We start from the raw sequence: 18602 nt of genomic DNA on the forward strand, positions 1-18602 counted from the left end.
GGCGAAGGGGCTGTTTTTCTATTGCCGAACGGAATAAAAATTGACGGGTATCGACAGGCCCTTTATACTAAATGATAACGGTTCTCAACAAATGGCAGAGTTTGTTAATAGAACGAAGTGACCAATTGAGTATGGGAGACAAAATGAAAAGAGCGGTAATAGTTGGCGGCGGTCTGGTAATGACTGCCGTATTTGTTTGGTTATCGATGCAATGGTTTCATGGCCGTCAAATCGACGCAGCTTTCAAGAGACTGCTCGACTCACCGTGGTGGATCTTAGCGATGACGGTTGGTTATGGATGTTCATTTTGGCTCAAAGCGATTGCTTGGCGATTGTATGTGGCTCGTGAAAATGAAGATCGCCTTCGTACATACATCTATCCCTTACTCGTTAGTCTATTAATCAATCATATACTGCCCGTTAAGTTGGGAGATTTGGCACGAACGGGGATGCTCATCAGACAATCGAAGATGCGCTTTGATGATGCGCTCCATTCCGTGGCTATGATGCGACTGCTGGATATGGTTTCGCTGCTGCTAATCGGTTCAATCGGGGCTATTACGCTGGGCTTGGTCGTTTCTCCACGCTTCCTTCTCTTAGTCATCGTTCTAGGAATCGTAGTATTGCTTCTGGCCGTTCTGCTTAGCAGCAAGTGGAAATGGTTTCATCGCCATTTCGAACGGTTGTGGACGACGATTCGCTCTCGAAGAGGCGCAGCAGTTGCTTTGCTTACGCTTGCCAGCTGGGTGCTTGAAGGTGCCGTTGTATACGGTGTGGTTCATGTGCTGGATTTACGTGTTGGTTTGTTGCAGGCCATATGGGCCAACAGTATGACGATCGCAGGGCAGCTGTTCCATGTGACGCCAGGTGGGCTCGGAACGTATGAGACGACTTTGACTGCATCTCTTGGAATGTTAGGTGTCTCTGGCAATGAGGGGTATACGGCTGCGCTGTTGTCTCATGGATATAAATTTGGGTTTGCCTACACCGCAGGAGCGGCTTCGTTAGTGCTCGGGGCTGTGACATGGGTGGAATTGAAGGAATGGTTCGGCTTAAAGGATCGAGGGAGGAAGAAGAAATCGTGAAGAAAGCGTCAGGATTTGAAATTGTTGCGGCCAGGTGCTGGAACTTATTAAACGAGGGAAAGCCGTTTACGCCGATTTTTACGATTGGTGTGTATGCACTCTACCATATGAATGCTTGGGGAGACGCAAGTTTCTGGGAGCATTTTGGGTTGGGGCTATTGGCAGCGCTTCCGCTGTTTGCACTATATTTTCATTTTGATTTTCCGCTGTTTCTGCGCAATTATCTATGGTTCCCGGTTGTCGGTGCACTCGTGCTGTGGCGGGATGCGCATCTGGAGCTGGGACTTTATGCTGCGGCGATTGGGCTGTTCTTGTTCTTCACGATCTATTTCTGGGGGACCTTCTATTATCATCTGCGGATAGGCACCTCGTGGTGGAACTTTAAAAGGTTCTGGAAACTTGTACTGAAAAATAGTGACTCCACAAGCGGCAATGCGCAGGAACAGCTGCCGAAGTTTCTGCTGCTGTTGTTTATCATGGATATGGCAGGTTCTTATCTGGCAGATGGAGCGGGATCGGAGGGCGATTTTACATGGGGCAGCTATGTATTCTTCCTTCTCGGTGTAGCGCTGTATGCGTGGATTCTGCATCGGAATTTGTTTGATTGGAAGCCGAAAGAGGTCGAGGGCTACACCGTTCCGGTACCGGCTCAGCCAAAGGAAGCAAGCAGCGGAAAGGTGTTTGTGCTTGTGATCGATGGTATGCGTAAGGATCGGTTTGAGGAAGCAAATGCGCCTTTCCTAAAGCAGTGGCGGGCAGAAGGTACGGAATATACACAAATGGAGACACTCTACCCTGCTCGAACGGTGGTTTGTTTCTCATCGATGTTCACGGGGACTTATCCGCGTGAGCACGGGATTACTTCGAATATGGTGTGGAAGCTCGGCATTAAGGTGGAGTCGATCTTCGACAGCTTGCGTAAAGTGGGGAAAAAGGGCCGCCTGCTCGGTATCGCCCACCTAATTGATTCTATGGGCGACGACGTGGAGAGCGTAACCGCTGTGATGCATAACGACAAAGCAGACCGCAACATTATGGAGCGTGCGAAGCTTATTATGGCGGAACAGAACCCGGATTTGCTCGTCGTGCAATTTATTGCAACAGACCAAACCGGTCATAGTATGGGAGCGTTGTACGACGAATATCGGCAAAAGATTGAGGAAGCCGATGCGCTCATCGCTGAGTTTGTAGAGTGGCTTACCGTTCAAGGACACGCGAAGGATGCAACTTTTATCATTTGCGCGGATCATGGACAGGCCGATGGTATTGGCGGACATGGCCATCTGGATGAAGGGGAACGTTTCGTCCCGTTCTTTATGTATGGGCCGAACGTGCGGGCAGGTGTGAAAGTGGAGGCGAAGCACTCACTGGTGTCGGTTGCGCCGACGCTTAGTCATTTGCTTGGTGCTCCGCTGCCGAGTCATAGCCGTGGACCGGTGCTTACGGATGCTTTTGAACAGAATTAGGTAAATATAGGATAGAAAGAAGCTGGGCTGAGTGAAGAAGAAGTTGATCGTGTTCCTTCCGGCACATAATGAAGAACAGAATATTGGCAAGGTGATTGGCAAAATTCCGCGCGACTTCCATCCGGACTGGCAGGTTGAAGTGCTTGTGATCGACGATGGTTCCAAGGACGGGACAGTACAGGAGGCTAAGGAAGCGGGGGCAGACCACGTTGTTTCTTTTGCCCGTAATCGAGGGCTTGGTGCTGCGGTGCGTGAAGGGCTGGCCTCCTGTGTGCGGCTTGGTGCGGACATTGGACTGATGATCGATGCAGATAACGAGTATCCGGCGGAGGAAATACCGGATGTGATTGCGCCTATTCGTGAGGGCCGCGTAGATTACACGATGGGTTCACGATTTAAAGGCGTCATCCGCGGCATGAGGCTTCATCGCCGCTTGGGCAACATTTGTTTTACATTGCTGCAGGTAGTGCTGCTGCGCCGAATGATCTGGGATGGACAATCGGGAATGCGAGGCTTCTCACGAGAAGCGATGGAGCATGCTGAAATCATTCATGATTATAACTATGCTCAGGTGCTTACTTTGAATTTGGTGCGGCAGGGGTTCGTTATGGAAGAGGTGCCGATCACCTATCAAGTTCGCGTTCATGGGGAGTCATTTATTAAGTTTCGTAAGTATATGGGAAATGTGCTTCCGGCGGTTTGGAGAGAGATGCGTCGCCCGGTGGAGAGGCGCGGTGTACGGCAGGGGCAGGCTGGTAAGGTTGTGCTGGGGCCAGGTGCGACGAAGTAAAAGTAGCAAAACCAAGTCTCATCAGCAAAGGGGAGAGAAAGGTGCGGCAGCGGAATGACCGTGGTGTGGAAAAGATAAATAAAAGCAGGGCGTTGAAGTCGGTGGCTGCACCGGCTTCTCTTCTTGTTGGGGTCATAGTGTGGGTGATTTACAGCTTCGTGCATAGAAGTCCATATGCGGCGAGTTGGGATGAGGTTGATTTTGTGCTGGCGCTGGAGCGGTATGATTTGCTCGCGATGCAGCCGCATTTTCCGGGCTATCCTTATTTCGTCATGGGGGCATTAGCTGTGCGTAAATTTATACCGAATGCCGTATATGCGTATGAGACCTTTAACATCGGGTTGGCCGCGCTATCGACCATACCGATTTGGCTATTGGCGAGGAGGAGGCTTTCAGCGCTTTGGGCGGTTCTGACCGTGCTGCTGGTGCTCACGGCGCCTTATCTGTGGCTGCAATCGGTAAGGCCTATGTCGGAGGCAGCTGGCGTTGCGCTGCTTTGGTGGTTTCTATGGAGCTGGTGGCGGACGATGGAGCAGCGCTCATGGGGGAGGACTGTGGCAACGCTGTTTGCTTTCGGACTGCTTATGGGGGTTCGATTGTCGTTCGCGCCTTTTGGCTTAGCGTTGGTGTGGCTGCTGGCCATGTGCTGCGTAGATTGGCGGCGACTGGAGAAGAGGCTGTGGCCTCGCATTCTGCTCTTTGGCGCGATAGCTGCCGTGTTTCAGCTGTTGTGGGTGGCCGGGCTGGCGCTTAGCGAGGGCGGCTTGCGAGGGTTTATGAAGCTCGCCGCCGCATTTACGGCGGGGCATTTCAGCGAGTGGGGCGGCGGGGTTGCGTCCGCCGGCAGCGAGCTCAGCCTTGCGGAGCGCGTACTGCGCTTCGCGGGCGATAACGTGCTGTGGACCGGGATGTTCGCCCGGTCCACAGCACTGCTCTATGCGGCGGCGGGGCTGCTCTTCGCCGCCATGCTCTCCGCGGGCGCGGCACGCTCGCCCCGCGGCAGCGCGAGCGCTGGCTCGCGCCTGGCGCCCCGGGCGGCGGCATGGCTATGCCGCCCGGCGCTGCCGGGGGCGCTCGCTGCGCTCGCGAGCGCCTACGGCGCCTGGGCGCTGCTGGCGCAGAACATCGACAAGCCACGCCACATCACGCCGCTCATCGGCGTGATGTGGCTGCTGCTTGCGCTGTTCTGCGCGGCAGCGCCGCTGGCGCGGCTCGCCGCGCAAGATGCACCGGCAGTGCCCGGTGCATCCGCTGCTGCGCAGCAGCCCCCTGCGCCGGCGGAGCGCGGCTTGCGTATGCGCCGCACGCTGCCGACCGCGGGCGCGCTGCTAGCCGCCTGCGTCATTGCGCTGCAGGCGGCTGTGGGCGGCACGCTGGTCGCCAGGCAGGCGGATGAAAAGCCGGCTGTCTATCAGCTGGAGCAGGGGCTGCGACAGTTAGCCAGCGATCATCCTGCGAGCCGATTCGTCATCTACACGTGGGAGGAGACGCGGGTGCTTCAATATCTGCATTCGCCGGTGACCAACCGTCGAATCGAAACCTATGCCTATTTTCTGGCGGATGTACAGGCGGACCCGGAGGCCACGATTCTGTTGACCGATCATGTGCTGAAGGGATTTGAGGCACAGGTTGGATCGTTGGAGAAATACGTGCAGCCAATCGCAGTCTACCAAAGTGACGAACGGTTTGATCCGGTATACAACGAAATCATTTTATATAAGTGGATAGGTAGTCCCAAAGAATAACCCTGCAGACTGCGGGGTTATTCTTATTTTCCACTCAAATCCCTCCTAAATAGGGCTAAACTACCAAATGGATCTCAAGGGAATTTCAGGAAATAAAAGTGATTGACACCCTAGATGAAAATGATTATCATTGTTAACGGGTCATCTGAAAGTTGATTTTTTTGTATATTTATGTCTGACGGAAGGTGATATGCAATCATGCGATTAAAGTTTACGAAGACCATCATGCTGGTCATTGCGCTTTTCTTTGCACTCGCACCAACAGGGGCATGGGCTTATTCATACGGTGATGCCAATACGGAGGATGTAGCGGAAACCTTTAAGATTGTTGTGTCTTCGCTCAGCAAATCTCCTGCAGACTGGGATACTGCGCTGGCGGCGCAAAAAGAAAGACGCGAAGAAATTGCTTCACATTTCGGCAATGCAGTAGCCGCTACGCTAGATGCCAACTTCAAGTCCCTCAAAGCTAAGGAGACGATTGCCAATTACAAGGCGATTCTAATCATGAACCTTGATCGGCGATTTGAGAACACGCTGAAGGACGTAAGTGATTACACGAATGCGAAGATGCTGCTTGCCAAAGCGCGCGCAACCTTCGTAACCTTGACTCCTTACGCAGAAGCCAAGCTCTCAGCTGCTAAGATGGACAGTTTAAGTGCCGACTTCGATATCGCACTTGATGCCATCGGCAATCCAGGATTGTTCGGCGTAGGGCAGAAGGACGCTGATGAGAAAGCGTTGAAAGATGCCGTCAACCGTATTTACAGCTCGCTTAAACCGCTGTTTCCTTATACCGCGTACAAGGAGCCGACCAAACCGGCTGCCGGATCCGGTACAAGTACAGATAAAGGCACAACCGCAAAACCAAACACGAACACAGGCAGCACAGATACAGGCACCAAGAAGCCTGATAAACCGGCATCCAAGCCAAGTGAACCTGCGAAGCAGACGGAACAGCCAGTTGACAAGCCGGATGCAACAGAAACGGATGCAGCAGCGCCGGATGCAGCGGAAACAGCCGAAGGCGATAAGCCTGCAGCTGGGGAAGCAGCTTCTACAGAGGCAGCACCGGCGGATGATCAAGTCGCTGCAGGTGAGGATCAAGCAGTACCGGCGGATGATCAAGACGCAACAGCTGAAGAACCTGCAGATACAGCCGATAATCAAGCAGCTGATGCGACGGAAACAACAGACGACGCAGCTGCAACTGACAATACGGCAGTAGCGGACGAAGCTGCGGCAGCAGAGCCTGAGACCATTGATGGCACGAAGGAACATGCCGCAATGGCACGTACGGACAAAACCAATACGGGCGTCACTGTCGGTGTAATCGGCGGCGTCCTCATTGTTGGAGCAGGTGCGGTTTGGTGGGCAAGACGCAAGAAGTTTTTCTAGGCGAGTACCAAGTGCAAGCAGCAATCATCCCAATTCGAACAAGGAGTGTTCAAAACGATGAACCGAATGAAGAAGTCCTTATCCATCCTTCTTACGTTTACAATGCTGGTAGCTGCCGTATTCGCTTTCGCAGCAACTGCATTTGCTGATGATGCCCCACAGAAAGCACCGGTAAATACCGATGTAGCACCACAACTGAAAGCTTATCAAAACCTGCTTGACATGTTTGCTCAGAAGAAACCGGTAGCCGATATCAAGAAACAATACGAAGCTGATTTCAAGCTTAACGTTAAAGGCGTTGACGACAGCATCAAAGCCGGCGACCCCGTCATCAATGAGAACATCAACTTCGTTCTGGAGAACGCAGTTGCAGGCAAGCTTACATATGAGCAAACACAGCAAGCCGTTGATAAAGGGCTGCAATGGTACTTCTACTTCCTAATCAAAAACCTGACAAACGTAGGTGCGAAAGGTGCCCTTACAGCAGGCGATCAAGTTAAAGCGCAGGAGTTCATTGACAAAACAGCTGCAGTTTACACCGCTGCACTCGATGCAACAGTGAAAGCAACAGACAGCAAATTCGGCACTTCCTCTTCCAAACTGGTGACAGAAACGTTATTCCCGGCTTTCAAAGCAGATATCGAGAAGAAAGACGTAGCATCGCTTAACGTTCACCGTCAATTGCTTGATAAAACGTTGATCAAAGTGTTCGCCCTGGCAACACTTGCAGCAGCTGACGACGTTCAAGAGGTTGCTGCGGCAGAGAAGCCAGCAGCAATTATCAAAGGCTACTTCTATTACATGAGCGTGTACGGCTACCTGAAAGGCGGAAACGCTCCTGATGCCGATATCGTATACAAAGCATTCGCTTCCGGCGATGCGAAGCAATTCAACTACGATGCAATCAAGAAAGCCATCATTCGTTGTAACATCGCAAAAGTAAGTGCATACACAATCGAAGTACTTGAGAAACTCGAGAAAGGCGATGTAGCTGGCGCAGCTGGTACAGGCGGCGAGCTTTACGGCTTCTTCGCAGCTCTTGAGCCGTTCCTTGGTGAAACCTACAAAGAAGCTAAACACCTGACGGACGAAATTCTTGTAGCTTCCGCTGCGGGTAATGCAGATGCAGTTCGCGAAATCGGCTACAAAATGGCTGCTTATGCAGCAACGGTTGACGGCATTTCCTTCAATGTCGGTGACAAAGAAGTAGCAGTAGCTGGCACAGCACAAGAAGTAACGCCTTCTTTCATCGAGAAAGCTACCGGCCGTACGCTCGTGCCTACTCGTTACTTGGAATTGCTGGGCTTCCAAATTGACTTCAACAATACAACGAAAACAGCTTCCGTAACGAAAGACGGCGTAACGCTTGCTCTTACAATTGGCAGCGATGCAGTCACTAAGAACGGCGAACCTGTTGCAGACTTCAAGCTGGATCAGCCTGTAGTCGTGAAAGACAGTGTAACGTACCTGCCGCTTCGTGCGATTGCAGAACTTTCCGGTAACCACATCTACTTCAATAAAGGTGAAGTTATCGTAATCAAATAAGTACGGGCGTTTCCTTTGCCCGCGACCACCGCTTCCCGTCCTCTTTGCAGGGCGGGTTAGCTCATTTTATGAACGGTAAGGAGTGAGTCTTCGCATGAATTTGCAAGCCTTTCTCATCACATTTCGCGAAGCATTCGAAGCGATCTTGATTGTCGGCATCATTATTTCGTATTTAAACCGAATTGGTCAGTCCAAGTGGAACAAGTTTGTGTGGCTGGGGGTTGTTATGGCGATCGTCGCCAGCCTAGGCGTAGCACTTGTCTTCCAAATTGTGCTGGACGGTTATGCGACAATGGGTAGCAGAGAATATTTGCGGATTGGTATTTTGCTGGTTTCAGCGGGATTGTTAACCCATATGATCCTGTTTATGAGCAAGCAGAATCGGGAGATGCGAAGTAAGCTGCAGCAGAAAGTAGCGCTTATTCTTACGGCCGGCGGCGCGCTGAACATGATTGTGCACTCCTTCCTCGTCACACTCCGTGAAGGCGTTGAGACCGTCTTCTTCTTCGCAGCTATCTCCGGAGGCGACATTTCGCAGGTGCTGCAAAGCTGGGGAGCTTTGTTCGGATTAGTTGCGGCAGGCGTACTTGGAGTCGTCGTTTTCAAAAGCAGTAAAAAAATCCAGCTCAGCACGTTCTTCAAAATTACGAGCGTATTCTTGATCATGATTGCAGCGGGTTTGTTCGTTCAAGCGATTGGCGTCATGCAGGATTTGAAGCTGATCGGCAGTGTCTATAAGACAGCCGGCGGCGAGATTGGTGCGATGTACGATCTGACCTGGCTGATGCCAGAACATCCGATCGATGAGACGAACTATATCCGCGATACCGGCAATCATCCGATTCTGAATGGTCAAATCGGCATTTTCTTCAAGGCGTTCCTTGGTTACACCCAAGACCCGTCGCTGGAGGAATTCGTACTCTATTGGATGTACTATGGCTTCGTATTTGTCTTGATTGCGAGACAGAAGAAGCTTGCGGATTCAGCAGAGTCAGAGGATCAGGCTGCATTAGATGAGGGAACTTCGCAAGAGGGGCCGGACAAGTCGGAACGCAATGACATTAATACAGCGATATAACGAATCTGATAAGGCTTCCTTTCGCCATCTTGGCGCAGAGGGAGCTTTTTTTATTGAATAGGAATGATCAACTCTCAAATTTAGTGAATAGCTCCGGAACGGCATGTGTCATGCGGAAATCGGAATTCAGAATTCTCTAACGAACCGTAGCGCTCTTATTTGCTCCAAAATAGCTCAAAAAAATTCTAACGAACCGTAGAGGCCTTATTTGACTGATTGTGGTTATTTGGGAGCCGACTATCCCCAAATAACGCCCCTACGGTTCGTTAGAGTTTCCAAGTCCAGAAATTCGACTAAATAACGCCTCTACGGTTCGTTAGCGTTTCGCAGCGAGTGAGATACGAGTTGGTGAACGCGGTATGCGGCATCTGGTATTCAGTATCTGGTATTCGGTAAGTGGTATCTCTTATTTTTTACTACTCGGTAGCTGGCATTCGCCAACGCTCATCCTTATACCATCTTTTCAAAAGAATAATTTGCATAAAATTTCCAACCAATGTACATTCTAATGGGGAAAACCTGCAGATTTTGGCCAATTATGTAAAAAGGAAGCGCATCCAACTACATCATAGACGCAAGTGGCAGGGTTTGTTATAATTGTGAGGGAAAATTGACCAAGGTGTCAGCACCTATACCGCCCTATAGACTCATAACCATGGAGGCGAATTGTGTGGAGAAGTACATCAACAATTACGTGATTGTGACGATCTTCATTCTTCTTGGTATCCTACTTCCGGTGGTTGCTTTGGCTGTTGGACGTTTGCTGCGTCCGCACAAACCGAATGAAGAGAAGAAGACCACTTACGAGAGCGGGAACGAGCCCGTTGGGGAAGGTCAGGTTCGTTTTAATGTGCGCTACTACTTGTTTGCGCTCATGTTTGTCATCTTTGATGTAGAAACCGTTTTCCTATACCCTTGGGCCGTTGCGTATAAGCAGCTCGGCTTATTTGTGCTTGTTGAAATGGCCATTTTCACGGGATTATTGTTAATTGGATTACTCTACGCCTGGAAGAAGAAGGTGCTCAAATGGAATTCAATTTAGAGTCGATCACGCCCGAAGAACGCAAAGAACTGGAACGCAACGTGTTTATGGGTACGCTGGAAGAATTAAAGGCGTGGGCTCGCAGCAACTCGTTGTGGCCGCTTACTTTTGGACTGGCATGCTGTGCCATTGAAATGATGGGGACGGGCGCATCTCACTATGACCTTGACCGGTTCGGCGTCATGTTCCGTACTTCGCCGCGTCAATCGGACGTCATGATCGTTGCGGGGACGGTGACGAAGAAGATGGGACCGCTCCTTCGCAGGCTTTATGATCAAATGCCGGAACCCAAATGGGTGATTGCCATGGGTTCATGCGCAACTGCAGGAGGGCCATATGTGAAATCCTACGCTGTCATGAAGGGCGTTGATCAGATCGTCCCTGTTGATGTGTACATTCCGGGCTGTCCCCCGAATCCGGCAGCACTTATCTATGGAATCAATAAGCTTCAAGAGAAGATCCGCTACGAGGCGAAAACCGGGAAGCGGGTGACTAGTCGATGAGCGAGGATAAAGAGAAGGAACTGGATCAGAAGGGGCAGCCGGATAGCGAAACACCTGCGGAGCCACAACAGGCTGCACCAAGTGAGCAGCCCGGCTCAGCAGCGCCGAGCGAGCAGGTCGCCGAGCCGTCGGCAGCAGACCCAGTAGGCGAGGCCGCAGTGGTGCCTGCATCGGCAGCGCCGGAAAGTGAGCCATCTACGCAGCCTGCGGCAGATGCAGCACCGAGCGCGCAGGCAGCTGCACCTTCGGTGAGCGAGCCCGCGGTGGACCCGGAGCGGGAAGCCAAGCTGAAAGCTGCAGCAGAGGCACGAGCAGCAAGGGCGGCAGCCAAAGCTGCTGCAGGCGGCGAAGGAGGCAGCGATGCTCCAGCCGGCGAAGTCGATCCCGAGAAGGCAGCGAAGATCAAGGCTGCCGAGGAGGCGCGTGCGGCGCGAGCAGCGGCGAAAGCGGCTGCTGAGAGCGAAGCCGCCCCGGCTGAGCCGAAGCCGCCGTCACCGAAGCAACCGCAGCTGGATGAAGCTTCGGCCCTCATACGTTCATTCGTTGCTGAAGACGCCATCGTTGAAGCCTACATAAATGAAATAAACGGCCATATGCCGACGCTTATCATTCGGACCGATCGTCTGCTTGAAAGTGCCGAGCTGTTAAGGTCGCATGAAACGCAACAATTCAACTATTTGCGGAACTTATCCGGTGTCGATTATGAGACGCATCTGGAAACCGTGTATCATCTGGTATCGCTGCAATCGAAGCGGGAGATGACGGTGAAAGTGAAGACGGATCGCGATAATCCGCAAATTCCATCCGTTGTTCCGGTTTGGAACACTGCGAACTGGAATGAGCGCGAAGTGTACGATTTGCTCGGTATTGATTTTCCGGGACATCCCGATCTGCGCCGCATTATGATGCCGGACGATTGGGTGGGATATCCGCTGCGCAAAGATTATGAACCGCTAGACCCGGAGGTGTGATGAGCCGTGATTCGTACAGAAGAACTGCTGCTTAACGTCGGCCCACAGCATCCCAGTACGCATGGCGTATTCCGTATTGTCGTCAAGCTGGACGGCGAAGTCATTACGGAAGCGACGCCGGTGATGGGATACCTGCACCGTGGGACAGAGAAGCTTGCGGAGGATTTGAACTATACTCAAATCATTCCTTATACCGACCGGATGGATTATGTCTCGGCGATGACGACCAATTATGTACTCGTTCATGCAGTAGAGACGATGATGGAGCTGGAGATTCCGGAGCGTGCAGAGTTCATGCGGCTAATCGTGATGGAACTGCAGCGGATAGCCAGCCACTTGGTTTGGTGGGGCACCTATCTGCTTGATATCGGCGCGATGAGTCCGTTCCTCTTCGCATTCCGCGACCGTGAGATTATTATCAATTTGTTTAATGAGCTGTGCGGCGCACGATTAACGTACAATTACATGCGCGTTGGCGGCGTCAAATGGGATGCTCCTCCGGGCTGGATCGAGAAAGTGCACGAGTTCATCCCCTATATGGAAGGCAAGCTCGATGAGTATAACAGGCTCATAAGCGGAAACGAAATCTTCCTGGCACGGATAAAAGGCATTGGACGTTATGATGCGCAAACAGCGATCGATTACGGGCTCTCCGGCGCGAATCTGCGCTCCACAGGTGTTGATTGGGATTTACGCAAAGCGAAACCTTACAGCTTGTACGACCGATTCGAATTCGATGTGCCGGTCGGTAAGAATGGCGATTGCTACGATCGCTATCTGATCCGTCTTGAAGAGGTCCGCCAGTCGCTTCGCATCTTGAAGCAGGCCTTGGCGCAGTTCCCGTCCTCTGGCGATGTCATGGGCAAAGTGCCTCGTGTCATACGTCCCCCGGCCGGCGAACTCTATGTCGCCATCGAATCGCCGCGAGGCGAGATCGGCTGTCATATCGTTTCCAAAGGAAAAGCGGAGCCTTACCGTCTTAAATTCCGCCGGCCTTCTTTCGTTAACCTGCAAATTCTGCCGAAGCTGCTTGTCGGGGAAACCATGACGAACCTCATTACGATTCTGGGCGGCATTGATATTGTCGTAGGGGAGGTTGACTGCTGATGGGATCTTGGCTCGAAGAAACGCTGACGTGGGGAAACGCGCTGCTGTTCTTCCTATGGGGCGTCATCCTGCTCGTTATTGTACTCGGCTTTGTCACCTACGCGATCTTCTTTGAACGTAAAGTCATCGGCTGGATGCAGTTCCGAATCGGCCCGAACCGCGTTGGCCCATGGGGGCTGCTGCAGTCGGTAGCCGATATTACGAAGCTCTTGATCAAAGAAGATACGATTCCACGTAAAGCGGACAGGATGCTGTTCATCCTTGCTCCTGCGCTCGCGTATGTGCCGGCTTTTGCCGTGCTGGCGGTGATCCCGTATACGCAGAAGCTGTATTTTGCCGACATTAACGTAGGTTTGCTCTATTACGTGGCACTTTCGGGCATCTCGACAGTTGCAATCGTACTGGGCGGTTGGTCGTCCAACAACAAATACGCGCTGCTCGGCGGCATGCGTTCCGCAGCTCAAATGATCAGCTATGAAGTACCGCTCGTCATTTCCGTCGTCGGGGTCATCATGATGTCGGGCTCGCTCAATCTCCGCTCCATCGCGGAGCAGCAGGGCGATTGGTTCTGGCAGTGGAACTTCATTCCGCAAATCATCGGTTTCGTCATCTTCGTCATCGCGGCTGTATCGGAGCTAAACCGTACGCCATTTGACTTGCCGGAGGCGGAATCGGAGCTTGTAGCCGGTTATCATGTCGAATACAGCGGCTTCCGTTTTGCCTTCTTCATGCTGACTGAGTATGTGTACGTGTATGCCATCGCAGCGCTCACAACCGTATTATTCCTTGGCGGATGGCACGCACCGGCACCGTTCCTGACTTGGATACCGGGCATCATCTGGTTCCTGCTCAAGTTCTCGTCGATCGTCTTCTTCTTGTTCTGGATCCGGGCGTCCATGCCGCGTATCCGAGTCGATCAGCTGATGGGGCTGGGCTGGAAAGTGCTGCTTCCGGTAGCCATCTTGAATGTGTTTCTAACGGCGGTGTACATGGAGCTGTTCGTCAAATAAGCTTCCGGCTCGGGCTGACGGATCCGAAGGAAGAGTCTCTAGCAAATAAGGCAGTAACGTTCAGGAGGGAACAGGAATGAAAGGTCTCTTAAAAGGGCTTGGTGTCACGCTCAAATCAATGACCGAGAAAAAAGTTACCACTTCCTATCCCGATGTGCCGATCATCATGCCGGACCGCTACCGCGGCATCCAGCACTTTGAACCGGACAAATGCATCGTGTGCAATCAGTGCGTACGTATATGTCCGACGGAGTGTATCTCGCTCGTAGGTAAGGCGAACCCGGATCCGGACAAAAAAGGGAAGGTCATCGACACGTATGACATCAATTTCGAACTCTGCATTCTCTGCGATCTGTGCACCGAAGTGTGTCCGACCGAAGCGATCGTCATGACAGGCAATTTCGAATTGGCGGCTTACAGCCGAGATGAGCTGTTCAAGGATCTCAAGTGGTTGGACGAGAACAATCGCAACGTCCGCCAAGACAATAACAATATCGGTGCTCCCGCAGCTGCCAAGGGAGGCGCGAAATAGACGATGTTCAACTTCGATTTTTCCGGTGAGTTCGTCGCCTTCTTCGTGTTCTCCGTCCTCATTATCAGCGGCGCTGTACTGATGGTCAGTTTCACTAAAGTCGTGCACATGGTCGTCTCGCTTGCGGCCGTATTCATCGGCATTGCCGGTATGTTCGTTCTGCTTGAGGCAGAGTTTCTGGCTTTCGTGCAGGTGCTCATTTACGCTGGAGCGGTGTCCATCCTGATGATCTTCGGGATCATGATGACCAAACATCAGGAAGCGGAGGCGGAGCAAGCAAAGCCGCTGCGCGAAACACTGACGGCAATTGGAGCGCTTGCGCTGTTCGGCATTCTGTTCTATGCCATCCGTCAGTCCGAGTTTCCGGAACCGGAGCAGCCGCTCATGGGGGCGACGGCGGATAATACGATGGAGATCGGGAAGCTGCTGTTTACCGGTTATGTCATTCCTTTCGAGCTCGTGTCGGTGCTGCTGACGGTTGCCTTTATCGGAGCAATCGTGCTGGCGAAGAAGGAGGCCGAATAGGATGTTATCCTCGTATTTAACAATGGCCGCGATTCTGTTCTGTATTGGACTTTATGGTGCGCTTGTCAAACGTAATGCCGTTATCATCCTGTTGTCCATTGAGCTCATGCTGAATGCAGTCAACCTCAACCTCGTCGCATTCTCCAAGTATGGTGTCGTTCCATCGCTGACCGGCCAAATGTTCACGCTGTTCAGCATCGCCGTAGCAGCTGCAGAGGCAGCTGTCGGAATCGCCGTACTGATTGCGCTGTTCCGTGCACGCGGGACCGTAAATGCGGATGAGTATGACGAAATGAGGAGGTAACGGCATGGATACAAGTTTCTCACAATCAGCTTGGCTGATTCCGCTCTTTCCGTTCGCGGCCTTCCTGCTGCTGCTTGCCTTCGGGCGTGGACAGCGGATGCTTGGGGTGACACTCGGTGCAATAAGCTCCTTAGCAGCTCTGGTGCTGTCTATTCTCGTATTAATCGAGCATATGGCTGATGGATCTGCTTACTATCAATATGCGTTCAAATGGATTAGCCTCGGCAGTCTCGTGATGAATGCCGGCTTCGAGGTCACGAATTTAACGGCGATCATGCTCGTAGTCGTGACAACCGTCAGTTTCCTAGTCAATGTGTATTCGGCGGGTTATATGAAGAGCGACGAACGGATTTCCGTCTTCTACAGCTATGTAGCGCTCTTTACGTTCTCGATGCTCGGACTTGTGCTGGCGGATAATATGCTGACGCTCTATATTTTCTGGGAGCTTGTCGGTGTATGTTCCTTCCTGCTGGTCGGTTTCTGGTACAGCAAACCGGAGGCGAAGGCGGCAGCAAAGAAGGCGTTCATTGTGACGCGAATTGGCGATGCGGGCTTGCTGCTTGGCATTCTGCTGCTCTACTGGTACATGCCGGAGCATGCGCTGGATTTTGTGAGCATCGGCAACGCCTTTGACGGTGGCACGGTTTTCATAGCGGCAGGCGTAACAACCTGGATCGCGGTGCTGATCTTTATCGGCGCTGTCGGCAAATCCGGGCAGTTTCCGCTCCATGTCTGGCTTCCGGATGCGATGGAAGGCCCGACACCGATCAGTGCGCTGATCCATGCTGCAACAATGGTTGCTGCAGGGATCTATCTCGTTGCACGGACGTTTGATATTTTCCAAGCTTCGCAAACGGCAATGGATATCGTCGCTTATGTAGGTGGCTTTACCGCCATATTCGCCGCTACCATCGGTGTGGCGCAGAACGATATCAAGCGAATTCTCGCCTACTCCACGGTCAGCCAGCTTGGTTACATGATGATGGCACTGGGTCTGGGTTCGATGACAGGCGGTATCTTTCATCTCTTCACGCATGCGTTCTTCAAAGCGCTGCTCTTCCTCGGAGCGGGCAGCGTCATTCACGCCGTACATACGCAAAACATTCACGAGATGGGCGGCTTAAGCTCCAAAATGCGAATCACAACCTGGACGTTCGGCATCGGGGCGCTAGCGCTCTCCGGAATTCCGCCGTTCTCCGGCTTCTGGTCCAAGGATATGATCCTGAATGAGGCGCTTCATGAGAAACCGGTGCTCTTCGTAGTTGGCGTGGTAGCTGCATTCTTCACTGCTTTCTATATGTCGAGGCTGTTCTTCCTCGTCTTTATGGGCAAGCCAAAGGGCGATCATGCACATGAGTCACCGTCCTCGATGACGATTCCGTTAATCATCCTTGCGGTGCTGGCGGTCGTGGCAGGGTTTGTTCAAACCCCTTGGAACGACACGCTCGGAACATGGTTAACCGACGGTGCCGAGCAGGAGCATGGCGGAGGCGGTCTAGTGATGGTGATCTCTGCAGCTGTTGGGCTGCTGGGTTTATATCTGGGCTGGTTGGTCTTCGTCAAAGGCACAATTGCACGCGATGCGGTATCTTCAAGGGCGCCATGGCTTGTAAGACTTCTTGAGCGCAAATATTACATGGATGAGCTGTATGACATGCTGCTGGTGCGTCCGCTGCGCGGGCTGGGCCAGTTGCTGAATATGGTGGACGACTATGTGGTGGATGGACTTGTTCGTGTAGCAGGCGGAACGGCGGTACTGTTTGGCCGCGGCGGAACACGATTGCAATCCGGACAAATCCAAACCTATGGACTCATTACACTGCTTAGTCTCGTCGTTCTCATTGTGGCTATCGTCGGAAGGAGGTTCTGGTAATGCTGGCTGATCTTCCGATTCTATCATTAATTACTTTCTCGCCGTTGCTAGGTATTCTGGTGCTTCTGCTTCTGCCTAAACATCGGAGCCGCTGGCTGAAGGTGGCTGCCATCTCGGCTACTATTCTTCCTTTGCTGCTGTCGCTTTGGCTGTATGCCGATTATGACGGCACTAAAGGCGGGAAGAGCTATGAAGAGAAGGCGACCTGGATTGAAACCTCGCTGAACAAAGAAGCGGTAGGCGAAGTGAGCTCGTATTCGTTCTCCTTCCAATATCACATGGGCATCGATGGTCTATCGCTGCCGCTGTTGCTGCTCACAACGATTGTGGGTGTCATGGCTGCACTGGCTTCCGTGCACGTGAAGAAACGGTGGAAGTCGTTCTACATTTGGTTCTTGATGCTTGAGATCGGCATGATAGGCGTATTCCTGGCGCGAGACGTATTCTTGTTCTTCGTCTTCTTCGAAATGACCCTCATTCCGATGTTCTTCTTAATCGGCATATGGGGCTATATGAATCGTGAGAAAGCGGCGAATAAGTTTCTGCTCTATAACGGGATCGGCTCTGCGATTATGCTGCTAGCCTTCGTACTGTTAGTCTCAACAGCGGGCTTCAGCGTGGAGCAGCTGCCAGAGAAACAGCAGACGAACCTGAGCTACAGTGGCAGCTACGAAGTGATCGGCTCGAATCTGACAAATCCGGATTCCTATGTGAATATGTCGACGGAACAGATGCAGGGTCAGGATAATCCGCTCTATCTCTCGGAACGGATGCGCTGGGTGATTTTCCTGCTGCTGCTGATCGCATTCGGTATTAAGCTGCCGATCTTCCCGTTCCATACGTGGATGCTGCAGGTACATGCCGAAGCGCCGCCTTCCGTCGTTATGATCCACTCCGGCGTTCTGCTTAAGATGGGGGCGTATGGCTTGCTCCGATTTGGGATATTCATGTTCCCGGGAGTGGCGAAGGATTGGGCGGTGGCGCTAGCCATACTCGGAGTCGTAAATATTCTGTATGGTGCGGTACTAGCGCTCGTGCAGAAAGAATTTAAGCTCGTGCTGGCCTACTCCTCGATCAGTCATATGGGGATCGTGCTGCTCGGGATCGCTTCCTTTAATGAGATCGGCCTGAACGGTGCGCTGATTCAATTAATCTCGCACGGCTTAATCTCTGCGCTGTTGTTCTTGATTGTCGGCAGCATCTATGAGCGTACGGGCTCGACGGAGCTGAAGGACCTCGGCGGATTGGCAAGAAGCATGCCGTTTATGAGCGGTATTCTGCTGACGGCAGGCATGGCCTCTCTCGGATTGCCCGGTCTGTCCGGGTTCGTGGGCGAGTTCCTCTCGTTCTTGGGGCTGTTTGATTCGATGAGAGTGATTACGGGCATTGCGGTGCTCGGGGTTATTCTTACAGCGATCTATGTGCTTCGAAGTATACTTGGCATTACCTTCGGCTCGATGCCGGAACGGTTCGGGGCGGCGCGGGATGTGCGGCTGATTGAAGCGGTGCCGATGATTACGCTGCTTGCTTTCATCGTACTGATCGGGGTGTACCCGGCTGTTCTGACGGAGCCGATGAAGCATGGCTTTGACATGCTGCTTCAGCAACTTACAGAGAAGGCGGGGAGGTAG

The 18602-nt window shown here is 52.4% G+C and carries 17 protein-coding genes; all 17 read left to right on the top strand.

All coding sequences use genetic code 11. The annotated features are described in order from the left end of the window. Positions 1 to 143 precede the first annotated feature (143 nt). Positions 144 to 1085 carry a lysylphosphatidylglycerol synthase transmembrane domain-containing protein gene (locus AC506A_RS23655; protein ID WP_495463459.1) on the top strand — a complete coding sequence of 314 codons (942 nt, stop codon included), beginning with the start codon at positions 144 to 146 and terminating at the stop codon, positions 1083 to 1085. Continuing rightward, entirely contained in the window at positions 1082 to 2551 is a 1470-nt protein-coding gene (locus tag AC506A_RS23660; protein WP_495463552.1) for an alkaline phosphatase family protein, read from the top strand. The genes AC506A_RS23655 and AC506A_RS23660 overlap by 4 nt, the downstream gene beginning before the upstream one ends. A 31-nt stretch (positions 2552 to 2582) precedes the next feature. After that, positions 2583 to 3341: a glycosyltransferase family 2 protein gene (locus AC506A_RS23665; RefSeq protein WP_495463460.1), complete on the top strand. Its 759-nt coding sequence runs from the start codon at positions 2583 to 2585 to the stop codon at positions 3339 to 3341. A gap of 41 nt (positions 3342 to 3382) precedes the next feature. Beyond that, a complete protein-coding gene (locus AC506A_RS23670) occupies positions 3383 to 5086 on the top strand; it encodes an ArnT family glycosyltransferase (protein ID WP_495463461.1) in 1704 nt (567 codons plus the stop codon). A 198-nt stretch (positions 5087 to 5284) separates the two neighbouring features. After that, positions 5285 to 6481, top strand: a complete 1197-nt coding sequence (locus AC506A_RS23675; protein WP_495463462.1) for a hypothetical protein — start codon at positions 5285 to 5287, stop codon at positions 6479 to 6481. A gap of 57 nt (positions 6482 to 6538) precedes the next feature. Next, positions 6539 to 8026 carry a copper amine oxidase N-terminal domain-containing protein gene (locus AC506A_RS23680; protein WP_495463463.1) on the top strand — a complete coding sequence of 496 codons (1488 nt, stop codon included), beginning with the start codon at positions 6539 to 6541 and terminating at the stop codon, positions 8024 to 8026. A gap of 94 nt (positions 8027 to 8120) precedes the next feature. After that, positions 8121 to 9104, top strand: a complete 984-nt coding sequence (locus AC506A_RS23685; RefSeq protein ID WP_495463464.1) for an FTR1 family iron permease — start codon at positions 8121 to 8123, stop codon at positions 9102 to 9104. Between the two features lie 655 nt (positions 9105 to 9759). After that, a complete protein-coding gene (locus AC506A_RS23690; protein ID WP_495463553.1) occupies positions 9760 to 10146 on the top strand; it encodes an NADH-quinone oxidoreductase subunit A in 387 nt (128 codons plus the stop codon). Next, the gene (locus AC506A_RS23695; protein ID WP_495463465.1) at positions 10131 to 10649 is read left to right on the top strand and encodes a NuoB/complex I 20 kDa subunit family protein; all 519 of its coding nucleotides are present in this window, start codon (positions 10131 to 10133) and stop codon (positions 10647 to 10649) included. Before AC506A_RS23690 ends, AC506A_RS23695 begins: the two co-directional genes overlap by 16 nt. Beyond that, a complete protein-coding gene (locus AC506A_RS23700; protein ID WP_495463466.1) occupies positions 10646 to 11620 on the top strand; it encodes an NADH-quinone oxidoreductase subunit C in 975 nt (324 codons plus the stop codon). Before AC506A_RS23695 ends, AC506A_RS23700 begins: the two co-directional genes overlap by 4 nt. A 6-nt stretch (positions 11621 to 11626) precedes the next feature. Continuing rightward, complete coding sequence (locus AC506A_RS23705) at positions 11627 to 12727, top strand: NADH-quinone oxidoreductase subunit D (RefSeq protein WP_495463467.1); 1101 nt, start codon at positions 11627 to 11629, stop codon at positions 12725 to 12727. Next, complete coding sequence (gene nuoH, locus AC506A_RS23710) at positions 12727 to 13737, top strand: NADH-quinone oxidoreductase subunit NuoH (protein WP_495463468.1); 1011 nt, start codon at positions 12727 to 12729, stop codon at positions 13735 to 13737. Before AC506A_RS23705 ends, nuoH begins: the two co-directional genes overlap by 1 nt. A 76-nt stretch (positions 13738 to 13813) precedes the next feature. Further along, positions 13814 to 14269, top strand: a complete 456-nt coding sequence (nuoI, locus tag AC506A_RS23715; RefSeq protein ID WP_495463469.1) for an NADH-quinone oxidoreductase subunit NuoI — start codon at positions 13814 to 13816, stop codon at positions 14267 to 14269. 3 nt (positions 14270 to 14272) lie between these two features. Next, positions 14273 to 14794, top strand: a complete 522-nt coding sequence (locus AC506A_RS23720) for an NADH-quinone oxidoreductase subunit J (protein ID WP_495463470.1) — start codon at positions 14273 to 14275, stop codon at positions 14792 to 14794. 1 nt (position 14795) lies between these two features. Next, the gene (gene nuoK / locus AC506A_RS23725) at positions 14796 to 15098 is read left to right on the top strand and encodes an NADH-quinone oxidoreductase subunit NuoK (RefSeq protein WP_090982274.1); all 303 of its coding nucleotides are present in this window, start codon (positions 14796 to 14798) and stop codon (positions 15096 to 15098) included. A gap of 4 nt (positions 15099 to 15102) precedes the next feature. Next, the gene (gene nuoL, locus AC506A_RS23730) at positions 15103 to 16971 is read left to right on the top strand and encodes an NADH-quinone oxidoreductase subunit L (RefSeq protein WP_495463471.1); all 1869 of its coding nucleotides are present in this window, start codon (positions 15103 to 15105) and stop codon (positions 16969 to 16971) included. Further along, positions 16971 to 18602: a complex I subunit 4 family protein gene (locus AC506A_RS23735; protein WP_495463472.1), complete on the top strand. Its 1632-nt coding sequence runs from the start codon at positions 16971 to 16973 to the stop codon at positions 18600 to 18602. Before nuoL ends, AC506A_RS23735 begins: the two co-directional genes overlap by 1 nt.

The organism is Paenibacillus sp. N22P23, assembly GCF_059383735.1.